The organism is Streptomyces sp. NPDC088194 (assembly GCF_040702025.1).
GTDB lineage: Bacteria > Actinomycetota > Actinomycetes > Streptomycetales > Streptomycetaceae > Actinacidiphila.
Genome location: NZ_JBFBIV010000006.1, coordinates 21092 through 37803 on the forward strand (window position 1 = coordinate 21092; position 16712 = coordinate 37803).

Here is a 16712-nt window from a genome sequence, read left to right on the forward strand (position 1 = left end):
CTGCGGGGGTATCGGCCGTCATGGGCGGGTTCAGACCTTTTCCAGTGGGCGGTGCGGTGCGGCGGGCAGCTCGACGGCGATCGGGTCGCCTGGGTGTACGACGCCGCCCTCGAGGACGACGCTCATCACACCGCCCTTGCGGATGATCGCCCCTGCCTCGTCACGGCCGACGACCTGCTTGAGCAGGCCGCTGCGGAACGTCTCGATCTGAGCGCAGGGATTGCGCAGGCCGGTCAGCTCGATCACGGCGGCGGACCCGAGCCGAAGCCGGGTGCCCGCGGGCAGGTCGAGGATCGCGAGGCCGCTGGTGGTGATGTTCTCGCCGAGTTCGCCGGGCCCTACGTGGTACCCGGCCGCGCGCAGTTCGTCGAACAGTTCGGCATGGATGAGATGCACCTGCCGAAGGTTCGGCTGGGTGGGGTCCCGGGCCACCCGCGACAGGTGCTGGACGGTGACGCCGAGGTGCGCGTCGCCCTCGATACCGAGCCCGGCGAGCAGCCGGACGCTGTCCTGGTTGACCTTGCTGAACCGGTGCGTGGCGTCACGGCTGACCGCGACGACGGAACCGCTGAGCATGAGGTTTTTTCCCCTCGATCGGATTCCCTGACCCGACGCTTCATCCTATCGAGGGGACCGCGCGGTCAGCGACCGATTTGCCGGCGGCTCACCCGGCGCAGCCGGCGCCGCTGGGAGGAGTCGAGCGTGAAATACGCGACGGCCGGCACGCCGATCACGACCAGGAAGAACACCCACCAGGGAATCCAGGCGAGCAGGATCAGCCCCACCACCACGCCGCCGATGGCGACCTTCGTACGATTCGTCATGCTCCCCAGCCTCCGTCTCACGGCGGCCCGCGCCGCGCGCTCACCGTACCTATCCAGTGGAACGCGCCGCGAGCCCTCCTGGTTCCCCGGGCCCCGCGACGCAAGACCCGGCGGGTAAAAACCGGGCAAGGCATCACGGGTGTCGCCCGGGATGTAAGGGGTGCCCCTCCTGGGTCGTGGAGCTTACTTGCCGCCGGTCAGGCCGGCCCGGCGCAGGGCGTCGGCCATCGCACCGCTCGGCGCGGGCTGACCGGAGCCACCGCGCCGCCCGCCGCCCTGGCCGCCGTTGCCGCCCCGACCGGCGCCCTGACCGCCCTGACCGCCATTGCCGCCGTTGCCACCGCGACCGCCGCCCTGACCGCCGCGACCGCCCTGGCGCGGCGGCCCACCACGCCGCTCGCCGCCCTGCCGTTCGCCACCGCGCTGATCGCCGCCGCGCGGGCGCGCCTCGTCCTGGAGCCGCAGCGTCAGCGAGATCCGCTTGCGCGGCAGGTCCACGTCGAGGACCTTGACGCGCACGATGTCACCGGATTTGACGACGTCGTGCGGGTCGGACACGTAGGAGTCGGACAGCGCGGAGACGTGCACCAGGCCGTCCTGGTGGACGCCGACGTCGACGAACGCACCGAACGCCGCCACGTTGGTGACCACGCCCTCCAGCAGCATCCCCGGCCGCAGGTCCTTCATCTCCTCCACGCCGTCCTTGAAGGTCGCGGTCTTGAAGGCGGGGCGGGGGTCGCGGCCGGGCTTCTCCAGCTCGGCGAGGATGTCCGTGACGGTCGGCAGGCCGAACGAGTCGTCCACGAACTCCTGCGGCCGAAGGGCCCGCAGCACCGCGCCGTTGCCGATCAGCGCCGGGATCTCGGTCCCCGCGCTCGCGCTGATCCGCCGCACCACCGGATACGACTCCGGGTGCACGCTGGAGGCGTCCAGCGGGTCGTCGCCGCCCTGGATGCGCAGGAAGCCCGCGCACTGCTCGTACGCCTTCGGGCCGAGCCTGGCGACGTCCTTGAGGTCCTTGCGGGTACGGAACGGGCCGTTGCTGTCACGGTGCGCGACGATGTTGCCGGCCAGGCCTTCGGTGATGCCCGACACCCGGCGCAGTAGCGGCACGGACGCGGTGTTCACATCGACACCGACGCCGTTGACGCAGTCCTCGACGACCGCGTCCAGGGAGCGCGACAGCTTCACCTCGGACAGGTCGTGCTGGTACTGGCCGACGCCGATGGAGCGCGGGTCGATCTTGACCAGTTCGGCGAGCGGGTCCTGGAGGCGGCGGGCGATGGAGACCGCGCCGCGCAACGAGACGTCCATCTCGGGCAGTTCGGCCGAGGCGTACGCCGAGGCGGAGTAGACCGAGGCGCCGGCCTCGGAGACGACCGCCTTGGTGAGCTTCAGATCCGGGTGCGCCTTGATCAGGTCGGCGGCGAGCTTGTCGGTCTCGCGGGAGGCGGTGCCGTTGCCGATCGCGATCAGGTCCACCCGGTGGGCGGCGGCGAGCCGGGCGAGTGCGGCCAGGGACTCGTCCCAGCGGTTGCGGGGGGCGTGCGGATAGATCGTGTCGGTGGCGACGACCTTGCCGGTGCCGTCGACCACCGCGACCTTGACGCCGGTGCGCAGGCCCGGGTCGAGACCCATGGTGGCGCGGGTGCCGGCGGGGGCGGCGAGCAGCAGGTCGCGCAGGTTGGCGGCGAAGACCCGGACGGCCTCGTCCTCGGCCTGCTGCCGGAGCTGGACCCGCAGGTCGATGCCCAGCCGGACCAGGAAGCGGGTGCGCCAGGCCCACCGGACGGTGTCGGCGAGCCACTGGTCGGCGGGCCGGCCGCGGTCGGTGATCCCGAACTGCTGGGAGATGCGCCGCTCGAAACTGGTCGGGCCCTCGGCGGGCTCCTCGGGCTCCAGGGTGAGGTCGAGGACCTCCTCCTTCTCGCCGCGCAGCATCGCCAGCACCCGGTGGGAGGGCAGCTTGGTGAACGGCTCGCCGAAGTCGAAGTAGTCGGCGAACTTCGCGCCGGACTCCTCCTTGCCGTCGCGCACCTTGGCGACCAGCCGGCCGCGGTTCCACATCCGGGTGCGCAGTTCTCCGACGAGGTCGGCGTCCTCCGAGAAGCGCTCGGTCAGCACGGCCCGGGCGCCCTCCAGTGCCGCCGCCGCGTCCTCGACGCCCTTGTCGGCGGACACGTATCCGGCCGCCTCGGCCTGCGGGTCGAGGCCGGGGTCGGCAAGCAGAGCGTCGGCAAGCGGTTCGAGACCGGCCTCGCGGGCGATCTGGGCCTTGGTGCGCCGCTTGGGCTTGTAGGGCAGGTAGATGTCCTCGAGGCGCGCCTTGGAGTCGGCGGCCATGATCTGGGCGCGCAGCGCGTCGTCGAGCTTGCCCTGCGCGTCGATGGACTCCAGGACGGCGGTGCGGCGCTCGTCCAACTCCCGCAGGTAGCGCAGCCGCTCCTCCAGGGTGCGCAACTGCGCGTCGTCCAGGGTGCCGGTCGCCTCCTTGCGGTAGCGGGCGATGAACGGCACGGTCGCACCGCCGTCCAGCAGGTCGACCGCCGACCTGACCTGTCCTTCGCGTACGCCAAGCTCCTCGGCGATCCTGGCTTCCACCGACACGTTGCCGCTGATGATCTCGCTCCTAAGCTCGCCTGCCGGGCGGCGCTTCCCGCGCACCGCCCCGCGTGTGTCTTGCATCGTAGACGCCGGGCGGCGGTGGACGTCGTTGGCCGCACCAGGAGCGGTAGGTGCACCCGAACGCCCGCGCGGTCCGGCCGCGCCGCGGCACGCGGGCCGGCCGGTGCGGGCAGGACGCGCGGCTCAGGTCGGCTTCTTCTCGAACCAGTGGTCCGCGTAAGGGCTTTCGGTGTACGCCTCGATCTCGCGGTAGCCGGGCCGGGCGCACAACGCGCGGGCCTCGACCAGGTCGTTGCGGGTGTCCAGGAGGACGCGCGTGGCGACGGGATGGGGGCTCGCGGTACTGCTCCGGTCGGGGTGGTCGGGCGAGGTCACGGCGCCGTCCTGGCAGTAGCGGGGTGGGGTTATCCCCCGGTTCTCCGTGGGGCCGCCCCAGGGGAAGCCGGGTGATGGCGCCATGGCCGCGGGCCGCGCCGGTTCCTAGCGTCAGGAGTGCGGCCGACGAAGGCCGCCCACCGACTTTTCCGGCCCGCGGCACACACGCGGTGCGGAACCATGCCCGAGGAGCGCCCATGCCGCCTGCCAGCCGCACTCTCGCCGTCGCGCCGCCCGTGCCGCCGCCTGTCGCACCTGTCGCGCCTGCGGCAGCGCCGACTGCCACGCCAGCCGTCCCACGCGCGCAGGAACGGGCCCCGGGCAGCGAGTTCGCCCCGCTGCTGCGGCAGATCAAGGACGCCGGCCTGCTGCGGCGCAGGCGCGGGCACTACGCGCTGTCGCTGGCGGTGAACCTGCTGGCCTTCGCCGCGGTGTGGGCGGCGGTCTTCCTGGTCGGCGAAACCGGGTCGTGGTGGGTGCTCGCGCTGGCGCTGCCGGCAGCGGTGCTGTCGGCCCGCACCGGCTTCGTCGGGCATGACGCCGGGCACCAGCAGATCGCGGCGGGCCGGCGGGCGAACCGGGTGATCGCGCTGCTGCACGGCAACCTGCTGCTGGGGATGGGCGCCGCCTGGTGGTCCGACAAGCACAACAAGCACCACGCCAACCCCAATCACGTCGGCAAGGACCCGGACGTCGAGGTGGGCGCCTTGGTGTGGACACGGGCTCAGGCGATCGAACGGAAGGGCTTCGCGCGCTTCCTGACGAAGTACCAGGCGTGGCTCTTCTTCCCGATGCTGCTGCTCGAAGGGCTGGCGCTGAAGGTCGCCAGCTTCCAGGACCTGCGCCGGCTGGACCGCCGGGAGCGGCTGGTGGAGGGCGGCCTGCTGGTCGCGCACCTGGCGGGATACGCGGCACTGCTGCTGACCGCGCTGTCCCCGGCGCAGGCGATCGCGTTCGCGGCCCTGCACCACGCGCTGTTCGGGGTGCACCTGGGGTGCGCGTTCGCGCCCAACCACAAGGGGATGGCGATGCCCGAGGAGGGCTCGCGCTGGGGCCACCTGCGGCGCCAGGTGCTCACCTCGCGCAACGTACGCGGCAACCCGGTGACCGACTTCTTCCTCGGCGGCCTCAACTACCAGGTGGAGCACCACCTCGTGCCGAGCCTGCCGCGCCCGCACCTGCGGTTGGCGCAGCCCCTGGTCCGCGCGCACTGCGCCCGCCTCGGCATCCCGTACACCGAGACCGGGCTGATCGACTCCTACCGGCAGGCGCTGAGCCACATGCACGCGGTCGGCGAGCCGCTGCGCTGAGCGGGCCGGGACCGCGCCGGGAGCCGCGCCCTGACCGGTCGTCGGTGGCCGGGCCGGTCGTCGGTGGCCGGGCCGATTGTCGGTGGCCGGTTGTCGGTGGCCGGGGCTAGCGTGGAGGCATGGGGGAGATCGTGTACGTGCGGGGGGACGCCACCGCACCGCAGGGCAAGGGCGTCAAGGTGATCGCGCACGTCTGCAACGACCTGGGCGGCTGGGGCAAGGGGTTCGTGCTGGCGGTCTCGCGCCGCTGGCCGGAGCCCGAGACGGCCTACCGGCGCTGGCACCGCGAGCGGGCGCGCAACGACTTCGGTCTTGGCGGGGTCCAGCTCGTCCGGGTCGGCACGTACACATGGGTGGCCAACATGGTCGGCCAGCGCGGCATACGCACCGGCAGCAAGGGCGTGCCGGTGCGGTACGAGGCGATCGGCACCGCGCTCGGGTCCCTGGCCGAACGGGCCCTGGAGCTGGGCGCGTCGGTGCACATGCCGCGGATCGGGTGCGGCCTGGCCGGCGGGAAGTGGGAGCGGGTCGAGCCGCTGGTCACCGCCCGGCTGGTGGAGCGCGGAATCGCTGTCACGGTCTACGACCACGACTGACGGGCCGGGCCGTGGATCGCCCGTTGCCGGCGGGGCGGGGAGCGCGCCTCACAGGTGCGCTGGCCGCTCCGCGCCGTACAGCCAGGTGGCGAAGAGCGGTCGCAGGTCCCGGGAGGTGAAACGTGCGCAGAACGCGGTGAAGTCGGCGGTGGACGCGTTGCCGTGGCGGTGCGCGGCCGGCCACGCCTTGAGCAGCCGGTCGAAGGCGGACGCCCCGAGCGTGCGGCGCAGTTCGTACAGCACCAGGGCGCCGCGGCCGTAGACAGGGGCGGCGGAGACCGCGGCCGCGTCGGGCGGGGAGGCGGGCGGGAAGGCCCAGTTGGCGCTGTCGGCGAAGGCGTCCGCGGCGCTCGCGTCGAGGGACGGGCCGCCCTCGTGCTCCTGCCACAGCCACTCGGTGAGGGTGGCGAAGCCCTCGTTGAGCCACATGTCCTGCCAGGCGGCGGGGGTGACGGAGTCGCCGAACCACTGGTGCGACAGCTCGTGCACGAGCGTGACGGGGTCGACGGCGGGCGGCGGGCCGTCGCCGGGGAAGACCGGGCGGTTCTGCGCCTCCAGCGCGTAGCCGACCCGCCCGCGCGGCAGGTGGTCGACGATCGCGCCCGCCGACGCGAAGGGGTAGGGCCCGAACAGGCCCTCCTCCCAGCGCAGTATCTCGGGGATGCGGGCCAGCGTCGCGGCGGTCTCGGCGTCGTCGGAGCGCGGGTCGACCGCGACGTACAGCGGCAGTCCGTCCGGTGTCGTCGAACGGGTGACGTCGAAGTGCCCGATGGCGACGGTCGCGAGGTAGGTGGCCATCGGCGCGGCGCTGCGCCAGTGGTAGGCGGTGCGGCCGCCGGAGGCCGGCCGGGTGGTGAGGAGTTCGCCGTTGGAGACCGCGGTGAGGTTGTGCGGGACCGTGACGGTGATGTCGTAGCCGGCCTTGTCGGAGGGGTGGTCGTCGCCGGGGAACCAGGCCATGGAGCCGACGGGTTCGCCCAGCGCGAGGGCGCCGTCGTCGGTGCGGAACCAGCCCTCGTGGGAGCCGTCCGGGTCGGTCAGCAGCCGGGGCACGCCCTGGTACTCGACGGTCGTGGTGAAGTGCGCGCCGCGCCGCGGGGGGTGGGCGGGGCTGATCCGGAGTTCGGTGCCGGCGCGGGAGGTGCGGGCCTTCGTGCCGTCGACGGTGACGCGCCGGACGTCGAGCCCGGCCAGGTCGAGGTCGAAGCGGGACAGGTCCTGGTCGGCGGTGGCGGTGAGGGTGGCGGTGCCGCGCAGCCGGCCGGAGGCGGGGTCGTAGTCGAGGTCGAGCGTGTAGTGGCCGACGTGGTAGCCGCCGTTGCCCGCGTCGGGGAAGAGCCGGTCGCCGACCCCCGGCGCGCCGGCGTCGGGGCCGCCCGCCCGGTCGCCGCCGGTGCAGGACAGGCAGCAGGCGAGCAGGCAGCCCGCGAGCAGCGGCAGCGGGACCGCGCGCGGCGGCGGGCGTAGGCGCACGCCGGCCAGCGTACGAGGTGTCCGGCCGGTAGCCGTGCCCAGGCGGCCGGTGGCGCGCCGCGGGCCTGACGACCTGGGTCCAGGCAGGCCGTAAGGCCCGTGCACCAGGAGAGCGGGGCTTACCGCGACCCTCCCGGTGCCATGGGTGCCGCCCGGTGCCCCGGGACACCGGGCGTTCGCGGACGCGTCAGTCCGCGAACCGCTCGCCGCGCTCGGCCTTGGCCACCAGCAGCGCGGGCGGCTCGAACTGCTCCCCGTACGCGGCGGCCAACTCCCGGGCGCGGGCGGTGAACCCGGCGACGCCGCCGTCGTACCCGTTGATGTACTGGAGCACTCCCCCGGTCCAGGCCGGGAAGCCGATGCCCAGCACCGAGCCGATGTTGGCGTCGGCGACGGAGGTCAGGACGCCCTCCTCGAGCAGCCGTACGGTGTCCAGGGACTCCGCGAAGAGCATGCGCTCCTGCATGTCGCGCAGCGACGACCCGGCCGCCGTCGCGGGCTCCGCCGCCCCGAAGTGCTCGGCGAGGCCCGGCCACAGCCGTGTCCTGCGGCCGTCCTCGTAGTCGTAGAAGCCTGCGCCGCCGGCGCGCCCGGTGCGGTCGAACTCGTCGACCATGCGGTCGATCACCTGCTCCGCCGGGTGCACGCGCCAGGTGCCGCCGGCCGCCTCGACCGCCGCGCGGGCCTCGGCCCGGATCTTGCGCGGCAGCGTCAGCGTCAGCTCGTCCACCAGGGAGAGCACCTTCGCGGGGTAGCCGGCCTGCGCGGCGGCCTGCTCCACGGAGGCGGCCGGGATGCCCTCGCCGACCATGGCGACGCCCTCGTTGAGGAAGTGGCCGATCACCCGGGAGGTGAAGAAGCCGCGCGAGTCGTTGACGACGATCGGCGTCTTGCGGATCTGCCGGACCAGGTCGAACGCGCGGGCCAGCGCCTCGTCGCCGGTGTCCCGGCCGCGGATGATCTCGACCAGCGGCATCTTGTCGACCGGGGAGAAGAAGTGCAGCCCGACGAAGTCGGACTGCCGCCGGACTCCTTCGGCGAGCGCGGTGATCGGCAGGGTGGAGGTGTTGGAGCACAGCAGCGCGTCCGGGGCGACCACGTCCTGGATCTCCTGGAACACCTTGTGCTTCAAGGCGGCGTCCTCGAAGACCGCCTCGATGACGGCGTCGCAGCCCGCGAGGTCGGCCGGGTCGGCGGTCGGGGTGATCCGGGCGAGCAGCGCCGCCCGCTTCTCCGGCGTGGTGCGGCCCTTGGCGAGCGCTTTGTCCAGCAGCCCGGCGGAGTACGCCTTGCCGCGCTCGGCGGCCTCCTGGGTGACGTCCTTGAGGACGACGTCGATGCCGGCGCGCGCGCAGGAGTAGGCGATGCCGGCGCCCATCATGCCGGCGCCCAGCACCGCGACCTTGGCGACCTGGCGGGCAGGCACGTCCTTGGGGCGGCTGGCACCGGAGTTGACGGCCTGCATGTCGAAGAAGAACGCCTGGATCATGTTCTTCGAGACGGGGCCGCAGGCGAGTTCGGTGAAGTAGCGCGCCTCGATGGTGAAGGCGGTGTCGATGTCGACCTGGGAGCTCTCGACGGCGGCCGCCAGGATGGCGCGCGGCGCCGGGAACGGGGCGCCGGCGAGCTGCTTGCTCAGGTTCGCCGGGAACGCGGGCAGGTTCGCGGCGAACGCGGGGCTCTTGGGGGTGCCGCCGGGGATCTTGTAGCCGGGCACGTCCCAGGGCTGCCGGGCCTCGGGGTTGGCGTGGATGAAGGCGCGGGCGCGGGCGAGCAGGTCGTCGCGGTCGGTGGCCACCTCGTGGATCAGACCGGCCGCCAGGGCGCGCTCCGGGGTGTACTGGCGGCCCTGGAGCAGCACCTTGAGCAGCGCGTCGGCGATGCCGAGCAGCCGGACGGTGCGCACCACGCCCCCGCCGCCGGGCAGCAGCCCGAGGGTGACCTCCGGGCAGCCGATCTTGCTGCCGGGGGCGTCCAGGGCGACCCGGTGGTGGCAGGCGAGCGCGATCTCGTAACCGCCGCCGAGCGCCGCGCCGTTGATCGCGGCGACGACGGGCTTGCCGAGGGTCTCCAGGCGGCGCAGGCGGCGCTTGATGCGCAGGGACCCGGCGAAGACGTTCTCGGCGGTCTCGGGGGTGGCGCGGATGAGGTCGCGCAGGTCGCCGCCGGCGAAGAAGGTCTTCTTGGCGGAGGTGACGATCACGCCGCGGATGCCGTCGAGTTCGGCCTCCAGGCGGTCGAGGGTGGCGTCGAGGGAGTCGGCGAAGGCCGCGTTCATGGTGTTCGCGGACTGCGCCGGGTCGTCGAGGACGAGGGTGACGACGCCCTCGGCGTCCTGCTCCCAGCGGATGGTGGTGGACTCGCTCATGGTCTTCGAAGCTCCGTTGGTCCGGTTGGTCCGGCGAGGTGCGGGCGAGGGGTGGAACGGCCGTGCGCGGTGGTGCGGGGCGCGAGCGGCCGCGGGGTGCGGGAGCGCGGCCGGGTCAGAGGCGTTCGACGACGGTGGCGACGCCCATGCCGCCGCCCACGCACAAGGTGGCGAGGCCGTAGCGCTGGTCGCGGCGCTCCAGTTCGTCGATGAGGGTGCCCAGGATCATCGCGCCGGTCGCGCCGAGCGGGTGGCCGAGCGCGATGGCGCCGCCGTTGACGTTGACCTTGTCGATGCTGACGCCGAGGTCGGCGGCGAAGCGCAGCACGACCGCCGCGAACGCCTCGTTCATCTCGATCAGGTCGATGTCGCCGACGCTCAGCCCGGCCTTGGCCAGCGCCTTGCGGGAGGCGGGCGCGGGGCCGGTGAGCATGATGGTCGGCTCGGAACCGGAGACGGCCGCGGACAGGATGCGGGCGCGCGGGGTGAGGCCGTAGCGCTCGCCGACCTCGCGGTTCCCGATGGCGACCAGCGCCGCGCCGTCCACGATGCCGGAGGAGTTGCCGGCGTGGTGGACGTGGTCGATCCGCTCCACCCAGTGGTACTTCTGGAGCGCGACCGCGTCGAAGCCGCCGGCGTCGCCGATGGTGGCGAAGGACGGCTTGAGGGCGGCCAGCGACTCGGGGGTGGTGCCCGGCCGCATGTGCTCGTCGCGGTCCAGGACGGTCAGGCCCGCGCGGTCCACGACCGGGACGACGGAGCGGTCGAAGCGGCCCTCCTTCCACGCCTCGGCGGCGCGCTCCTGCGACAAGGACGCGTACGTGTCGACGTCGTGCCTGCTCCAGCCGCCGATGGTGGCGATCAGGTCGGCACCGATGCCCTGGGGCACGAACCCGGTCTCGAACGACGTCATCGGGTCCATGGCCCAGGCGCCGCCGTCGGAGCCCATGGCGACGCGGGACATCGACTCCACGCCGCCGGCCAGCACCAGGTCCTCCCAGCCCGAACGGACCTTGGCCGCCGCGAGGTTGACCGCTTCGAGGCCGGAGGCGCAGAAGCGGTTCTCCTGCACGCCGGCGACGGTGTCGGGCAGGCCCGCGGCAATGGCGGCGATCCGGGCGATGTCCGAACCCTGGTCGCCGATCGGGCTGACCACGCCGAGCACGATGTCGTCGATGGCCGCGGGGTCCAGGTTCGGGAAGCGGCGGCGCAGTTCGTGGATGAGGCCGACGACGAGGTCGATCGGCTTGGTGCCGTGCAGGGAGCCGTTGGCCTTTCCGCGCCCGCGCGGGGTGCGTACGGCGTCGTAGACGTAGGCGTCGGTGCTCAACGTCGTGCCTTTCGGTGAGGGTTCGCGGGTGGGGTGGCGCTGGGTGCGTCGGACCCGGTCAGCCGGAGGGACCGCCGGCTGGTCCGGAGTCGTCGGAAGCGGGCGCGGTGTTGGCGGAAGCGGACGCGGAGCCGGCGGCAGGTACGGAGCCGGCGGGCGCGGGGTCCGCGGCTATCAGGGCGGGGGTTTCCCAGTCCCGGGCCACCTCCGCGGTGTGCGCGCCCGGAAGCGCGGGCGGGCGGCGCAGCGCGGCCGGGGTGGCGGAGAAGCGCGGCGCGGGAGCGGGTTGCACCACGCCCTCGTACGCCGCCAGGGTGCCCCGGGCCGCGAGGTGCGGGTGGTCGTGGGCCTCGCCGAGCGGCAGTACGGGCGCGACGCAGGCGTCGGTGCCGTCGAAGACGCCGGCCCACTGCTCGCGGGTGCGGGTACGGAACCGGGCGGCGACGGCCTCGCGCAGTTCCGGCCAGCGGGCGGGGTCGGTGCGCAGGGCCGCGGCCTCGGCGGGCAGGCCGAGCAGCGCGGTGAACTCGTCGTAGAAGCGCTGCTCCAGGGCGCCGACCGCCATGTGGCCGCCGTCCGCCGTGGCGTAGACGCCGTAGAAGGGGGCGCTGCCGTCCAGCAGGTTGGAGCCGCGCCGGTCCTGCCAGACGCCGGCGGAGCGCATGCCGTGGAGCATCGCGGTCAGGTGCGCGGTGCCGTCCACGATGGCCGCGTCCACGACCTGGCCGCGGCCGTGGGCGCGGGCGTGGTGGAGGGCGGCGAGCACCCCGGTGACGAGGTAGAGGGAGCCGCCCGCGTAGTCGCCGAGGAGGTTGGCGGTGGGGGCTGGTGGTCGGTCGGGGGCGCCTGCCAGGTCGAGGGCGCCGGTCACCGCGATGTAGGCGATGTCGTGACCCGCGGTGTGCGCGAGCGGGCCGTCCTGGCCCCAGCCGGTCATCCGGCCGTAGACCAGACGGGGGTTGCGGGCCAGGCAGGGCTCCGGGCCGACGCCCAGGCGCTCGGCGACGCCGGGGCGGTAGCCCTCGATGAGGATGTCGGCCCGGGCGACGAGGTCGAGGACGGCGGGCGGGCCGGTGGCGGCCTTGAGGTCCACCAGGACGGAGCGCTTGTTGCGGTTGGTGACGTCGTGGGCGGGGTCGACGCCCAGGCCCTGGCCGCCGGGGCGGTCGACGCGCACGACGTCGGCGCCCAGGTCGGCGAGGAGCATGGCGGCGAACGGACCGGGCCCGATGCCGGCGAGTTCGACGACGCGCACTCCCGCCAGCGGGCCGGGTGGGGAGCCGGCGGCCGGGTTCGACGGTTCTCGTGTCACTTCCGCGATGGTAGGAACGTGTTCCAGTTTTGGCAAGGGCTGACTGAGCGCTCGCTCAGCGGGTCGCGTGGCGACCCGGTGGGCAGATGTACCTACGCTTGAACGTCACTTCCACGACCCTTTGCGATGGAGCGTTGCCGATGAGCGCGTACGACCCGAACAACGTGAAGATCAGCCCGTCGACGTGGGTGGCCGAACAGGCCGAGCGGTACGAGTCCTCCAACGGCACGGAGGGCACCGACATGAACGGCTCGCCCTGCCTGCTCATCGACTACCTCGGGCGCCGCAGCGGCGTCTGGCACCGGACGGTGCTGATCTACGGGCGCGATGGGGAGGACTATCTGATCGTCGCGTCGAAGGGCGGTTCCGACGACCACCCGGTGTGGTTCCTGAGCGTGCGGGACAACCCCGAGGTGCACTTGCGGGTGGGCACCGAGCGCTTCGCCGCGCGGGCCGAGGTGCTCTCGCCGCAGGAGAAGGCGCGGGTCTGGCCGCATCTGGTGGAGGTCTACCCGCCGTACCAGGAGTACCAGGAGAAGACCGAGCGGGACATCCCGGTGGTCCGCCTGCGCCGGGTCTGACCGGGCCGCCTCCGCGCGACAAGTAGCGCGACAAGTAACGCGCCGAGTAAGCCGATGAGGACGAGTAAGGGGCACCCTCCCCGGAGGATGCCCCTTACTCCTTTGCTCCCCGACCCCGTACGGCCGGCCCGGCCCCGCGCGGCCCGGCGGCTACTTCCCGTGCCTCCTGCCGCGGGCGGCGAGCGACGCGGTCAGTGCCGCGAGCACCACTTCGAGCGCCAGCAGGAACATCAGGCCGAGCCCGAAGGCGTGCGGGTAGCGGGCCGGAGCCCCGTCGCCGGTCGCGCCGTAGAAGACGATGCCGATCAGCGCGATGCCGAGGGCGCCGCCGATCTGCTGGATGGTCGCCACCACTCCGGACGCCGACCCGACCAGGTCCTCCCGGACCGTGCCCAGCGCCGTGTGGGTGAGCGGCGCGATCACCAGGCCCATCCCGATACCGTCCACGGCCAGGCCCGGCACCAGCTCCCACAGGCTGCCGGTGGTGCCCGAGGCGTGCACCGCGTCCCACAGCCCGCCCAGCCCGACGGCCATCAGCAGCGCGCCGACCGGAACCGTGGCAGCGCCCATGCGGGCCGCGATGCGGTGCGCGGTGGTGGAGGTGATCAGATAACCGCCGCCGATGGACAGGAACACGGTGCCGGACTCCAGCGCGCCGAGGCCGCGGCCGGCCTGGAGGTAGAGGGCGAGGACGAGGAAGAACGAGCCCTGCCCGGTCCAGAAGACCAACTGCGCCAGGGCGCCCCACGCGAACCCCCGCTCCCGGAACAGCGCGGTGTTCAGTACCGGGTCGCCGCCCGCCCGGCCCAGCCGGCTCTGGTGCGCGACGAACGCGGCGCCGAGTATCGCCGAGCCGGCCAGGCTGAGCCAGGTCCACAGCGGCCAGCCCTGCGCGCGGCCCTGGATCAGCGGCAGGACCAGGGCGACCACGGCCGCGGTCGACAGCGCCACACCGGTGTTGTCCAGCCGCGGCCGGCGCGGAGCGCGCGACTCGGCCAGCGCCCTGGGCGCGAGCACCAGGGCGGCCAGCCCGACCGGCACGTTGATCAGGAAGCAGGCGCGCCAGCCCAGGCCGAGCACGTCCGCCTTGATCAGCAGACCGCCGATGAGCTGCCCGAAGACGGCGCCGACGCCCATCGTCATGCCGTACATGCCGAACGCGCGGGCCTGCGCCTTGCCGGTGTAGGCGGACTGGAGGATCGCGAGCACCTGGGGGCCCATCAGCGCCGCCGACAGCCCTTGCAGGACGCGGGCGGTGATCAGGGTGTCGGCGGTCGGCGCCACACCGCACGCCGCCGAGGTGACGGTGAACAAGGCCAGCCCGACCGCGAACACCCGGCGGCGGCCGAAGATGTCGCCCAGCCGGCCGGCCGTGATCAGGCCTGTCGCGACGGCCAGACCGAAGCCCGCGACCACCCACTGGATCGAGGCGGCTCCGGCGTGCAGGTCGCTCTGCATGGCGGGGATCGCCACGTTGACGATGAAGATGTCCAGGGCCGCCATGAAGGTCGCGGCCAGCAGGACCATGAGGCCCAGCCCGGACCGGCCCGAGTCCGCGGCGGGGCGGTGGGGCACGGAGGGGCTGAGGGTGGAGGAGGCCGAGGCCATGACGGTGCTCCTGTTCTTGTCTGCGGGACCGCCGGACCGTGGGGGACCACGGACCGGCCGGATCGCGGGACGCGTCCCCGGCTCCTGGGAGCCGAGTCGCTTGCGCGTTGTCCTTGCAGGTCAAGACGGTACGGAGCGAGCCGGCCGACCGAATCAGTCACGGTTAGGTACTTGCGGCGGCCGGTATCGGACACGCCGTCATGACCCGCGCGGCACGACCGGGGCGACGCACCGAGGCGACACGGCCGGACGAACGTCGGGAGCGGGCCGTACACCGGCACAACGCAGCCGGACGACTTCGGGAACGGGCCGTACACCGGCACAACGCGGCCGGACGACGTCGCGAGCGGGCCGTACACCGGCACGACACGGCCGGATGACGTCGGGAACGGGCCGTACACGGGCATGCCGGGGCCGCGCCGCGCCCGATGGGGTGCCCGCACCTCGACCGCCCGGCCATGACGCGGCTGGCCGCGCCGTCAGTGAGCCGGCCGAACCGTCAGCGCGGGCGGACGCACCGTCAGCGCGGGCTGGTGAGCAGGGGCGTGAGCGCGTCGAGCGCCTGCGTGAGCCTCGGGGTCGTGCAGTGGCGGGCGAGCCGGGCCGCGTCGCGGGCGAGGGAGCGCGCGGCGTCGTGGTCACCGGTCAGGGCGCGGGCCTGGGCGGTGCGCGCCGAGTACAGCGCGCGGTCGCGGACGAAGCAGGGGTCCTGCATCGCCAGGGCCTGCTCCAGCAGCGGGCGGGCCTCGTAGGGCAGGCCGAGGTCGAGCAGCGCCAGGCCCTGCTGGGCGGCGAGTTCGGCGGTGTCGAACCCGTACAGCCAGGGCGGGGCGGACTCGCTCTCGGCGGCGTCCAGACGGCGTTCGGCCTCGGCGGCGGCCCGCCGGAAGGCGCCCTCGGCGCCGAGCGCGGCGTGCGCGCGGGCCAGCCGGATCGCGGCCAGCGCGCGGACCGCCGAAGGGGTGCCGCCCGCGGCGCGGACCGCCGCCTCGGACGCGGCGACCGCGTCCTGCGGATGCCCGGTGATGACGGCCTGGAGCGCGAGGCCGCCCCACAGGGCGACCGCGAGCGGGCGGTCCCCTGCGGCGTGGGCGAGCCGCAGCCCGGTCAGGTAGTGGCGCTGGGCGGCGCCGTACCGGCCCCCGTCGGTGGCCGCCCAGCCGCCGAGCTGGGCGAGGTCGGCGGCGACCCGCAGCAGGCGCCGCTCGATGGCGGGGCTCTGCGGCTGCCGCTCCAACAGCCCGCGGACCAGCCGCAGATCGGCCTCGACCCGATGCCGTACGGCCGAGCCGCCGAGCCGGTCGTCCAGCCGCCGCAGCCCGAGCGCACCGGCTTCCAGCCAGTCCAGCACCCCGCTGTCGACGGTCCCGGGGGCTCCCACCTGCTCGGGCACCCGCGCGCGCCGGGCCGATCCGGGCGCCGGGCCCGGGGGCGCCGGCTGAGCGCCGCGTCCCGGCCCGACCGGCCATACGGCCACCCGGCTCGCGGGGGCGGCGGAGCGAGGACCGGTCCGCGCACCGGGAACGGCCCGTACGTCGGGACCGGGCCACGCACCGGGAACCGCCCGCGTGTCAGGGCCGGTTCGTCCCCCGCGAAGGGCGGAGCCGCGCGGCCCCGCGCTCCGCACGGGCGCGCCCGGCCCGCCGGCAGCGGGAAGTGCCCTGTCCGGGACGGGATCTGACGGTGCTGAGGGGGGTACGCAGGGCGCGGCGACGGCCGTGTCCCAGTCGGCGATCGCGTTCCGCAGCCCGATGCCCTCCGCGATCGGGAAGCCGCGGGAGTCGTCCGCCGCGTCGTCCAGGAGCGCGTCGAGGGCGGCGCAACTGCCGTCCACGTCCCAGGGCAGGCCGTCCGGCATCCCGGTGTGCGCGGGCAACCAGCGCGGCCACGGGTGTAGTTCGAGCTCGCGCGGGGCGATGCCCAGCGCGCGGGCGAGGGCGCGCTGGCTGTCGGCCTCGGGCACCACACCCCAGTGCTCCCACCGCCACACCTTCTCGCGCCGCGCGGCCATCGGTACACCGAGCACCCGCGCGTGGTCCGCGATCACCCGCGCCAGGTCCTGGTAGCTCCAGCCGTGCCGGCGTCGCACATAGGCCAGTGGATGCGTGGACGCGGCGGGCGTACCCTCTCTTGCCACGTTACTTTCGTCCATTCACCTGGTCCCCACTGGACTCACCCGTCTCATCGCGCGGCGCCCGCGCGCGACGATCAGGTTTTCGAATGTCAACTATGCCGTGTCCCACACCTGTCGGCGACCGGCCTACCCGGACGTCCCGGGTCCGAATCCGGTTCCCAAACCCCGGCAACAAT

At 73.9% G+C, this 16712-nt stretch carries 12 protein-coding genes and 1 pseudogene; 3 read left to right on the plus strand and 10 right to left on the minus strand.

Annotation, left to right across the window (positions count from 1 at the left end; all coding sequences use genetic code 11):
* Nucleotides 1-30 precede the first annotated feature (30 nt).
* From AB0399_RS04450 to AB0399_RS04465, 4 genes and pseudogenes are all read right to left on the minus strand, one after another.
* Nucleotides 31-576, minus strand: a complete 546-nt coding sequence (locus tag AB0399_RS04450) for an MOSC domain-containing protein (RefSeq protein ID WP_329362589.1) — start codon at nt 574-576, stop codon at nt 31-33.
* A 65-nt stretch (nt 577-641) separates the two neighbouring features.
* The gene (locus AB0399_RS04455) at nt 642-824 is read right to left on the minus strand and encodes a hypothetical protein (RefSeq protein ID WP_328472075.1); all 183 of its coding nucleotides are present in this window, start codon (nt 822-824) and stop codon (nt 642-644) included.
* 183 nt (nt 825-1007) lie between these two features.
* Nucleotides 1008-3509 carry a Tex family protein gene (locus AB0399_RS04460; protein WP_366410192.1) on the minus strand — a complete coding sequence of 834 codons (2502 nt, stop codon included), beginning with the start codon at nt 3507-3509 and terminating at the stop codon, nt 1008-1010.
* Nucleotides 3510-3632: 123 nt separating this feature from the next.
* Nucleotides 3633-3770, minus strand: a pseudogene (locus tag AB0399_RS04465) (GNAT family N-acetyltransferase); the annotation flags it as partial.
* Between the two features lie 251 nt (nt 3771-4021).
* Here AB0399_RS04465 and AB0399_RS04470 point away from each other — a divergent pair.
* Nucleotides 4022-5134: an acyl-CoA desaturase gene (locus tag AB0399_RS04470; protein ID WP_366410193.1), complete on the plus strand. Its 1113-nt coding sequence runs from the start codon at nt 4022-4024 to the stop codon at nt 5132-5134.
* Between the two features lie 119 nt (nt 5135-5253).
* Entirely contained in the window at nt 5254-5730 is a 477-nt protein-coding gene (locus AB0399_RS04475; protein WP_366410194.1) for a macro domain-containing protein, read from the plus strand.
* 48 nt (nt 5731-5778) lie between these two features.
* On the opposite strand, the gene AB0399_RS04480 is transcribed toward AB0399_RS04475, so the two are convergent.
* The 4 genes from AB0399_RS04480 to AB0399_RS04495 form a co-directional block, all read right to left on the minus strand.
* Nucleotides 5779-7203 (minus strand): M1 family metallopeptidase, encoded by a 1425-nt coding sequence (locus AB0399_RS04480; RefSeq protein WP_366410195.1) that lies wholly within the window; start codon nt 7201-7203, stop codon nt 5779-5781.
* 187 nt (nt 7204-7390) lie between these two features.
* Complete coding sequence (locus tag AB0399_RS04485; RefSeq protein WP_366410196.1) at nt 7391-9571, minus strand: 3-hydroxyacyl-CoA dehydrogenase NAD-binding domain-containing protein; 2181 nt, start codon at nt 9569-9571, stop codon at nt 7391-7393.
* A 115-nt stretch (nt 9572-9686) separates the two neighbouring features.
* Entirely contained in the window at nt 9687-10901 is a 1215-nt protein-coding gene (locus tag AB0399_RS04490; protein ID WP_328472063.1) for an acetyl-CoA C-acetyltransferase, read from the minus strand.
* A gap of 58 nt (nt 10902-10959) precedes the next feature.
* On the minus strand, nt 10960-12156 hold the full coding sequence (locus AB0399_RS04495) for a CaiB/BaiF CoA-transferase family protein (RefSeq protein WP_366410270.1): 1197 nt from the start codon (nt 12154-12156) through the stop codon (nt 10960-10962).
* A gap of 197 nt (nt 12157-12353) precedes the next feature.
* Between AB0399_RS04495 and AB0399_RS04500 the strand changes: the two genes are divergently transcribed.
* Nucleotides 12354-12794: a nitroreductase family deazaflavin-dependent oxidoreductase gene (locus AB0399_RS04500; protein ID WP_366410197.1), complete on the plus strand. Its 441-nt coding sequence runs from the start codon at nt 12354-12356 to the stop codon at nt 12792-12794.
* 150 nt (nt 12795-12944) lie between these two features.
* Here AB0399_RS04500 and AB0399_RS04505 read toward each other — a convergent pair whose 3' ends face one another.
* Together AB0399_RS04505 and AB0399_RS04510 are read right to left on the minus strand one after the other, a co-directional pair.
* On the minus strand, nt 12945-14402 hold the full coding sequence (locus AB0399_RS04505) for an MFS transporter (protein ID WP_366410198.1): 1458 nt from the start codon (nt 14400-14402) through the stop codon (nt 12945-12947).
* Nucleotides 14403-14922: 520 nt separating this feature from the next.
* Nucleotides 14923-16539: a hypothetical protein gene (locus AB0399_RS04510; RefSeq protein ID WP_366410199.1), complete on the minus strand. Its 1617-nt coding sequence runs from the start codon at nt 16537-16539 to the stop codon at nt 14923-14925.
* Nucleotides 16540-16712 lie beyond the last annotated feature (173 nt).

Excerpts from the sequence above, each read along its gene's own strand:
- AB0399_RS04485 (WP_366410196.1), bottom strand. The coding sequence starts at position 9,571 with ATGAGCGAGTCCACCACCATCCGCTGGGAGCAGGACGCCGAGGGCGTC.
- AB0399_RS04450 (WP_329362589.1), bottom strand. The coding sequence starts at position 576 with ATGCTCAGCGGTTCCGTCGTCGCGGTCAGCCGTGACGCCACGCACCGG.
- AB0399_RS04500 (WP_366410197.1), top strand. The coding sequence starts at position 12,354 with ATGAGCGCGTACGACCCGAACAACGTGAAGATCAGCCCGTCGACGTGG.
- AB0399_RS04470 (WP_366410193.1), top strand. The coding sequence starts at position 4,022 with ATGCCGCCTGCCAGCCGCACTCTCGCCGTCGCGCCGCCCGTGCCGCCG.
- AB0399_RS04455 (WP_328472075.1), bottom strand. The coding sequence starts at position 824 with ATGACGAATCGTACGAAGGTCGCCATCGGCGGCGTGGTGGTGGGGCTG.
- AB0399_RS04460 (WP_366410192.1), bottom strand. The coding sequence starts at position 3,509 with ATGCAAGACACACGCGGGGCGGTGCGCGGGAAGCGCCGCCCGGCAGGC.
- AB0399_RS04475 (WP_366410194.1), top strand. The coding sequence starts at position 5,254 with ATGGGGGAGATCGTGTACGTGCGGGGGGACGCCACCGCACCGCAGGGC.
- AB0399_RS04505 (WP_366410198.1), bottom strand. The coding sequence starts at position 14,402 with ATGGCCTCGGCCTCCTCCACCCTCAGCCCCTCCGTGCCCCACCGCCCC.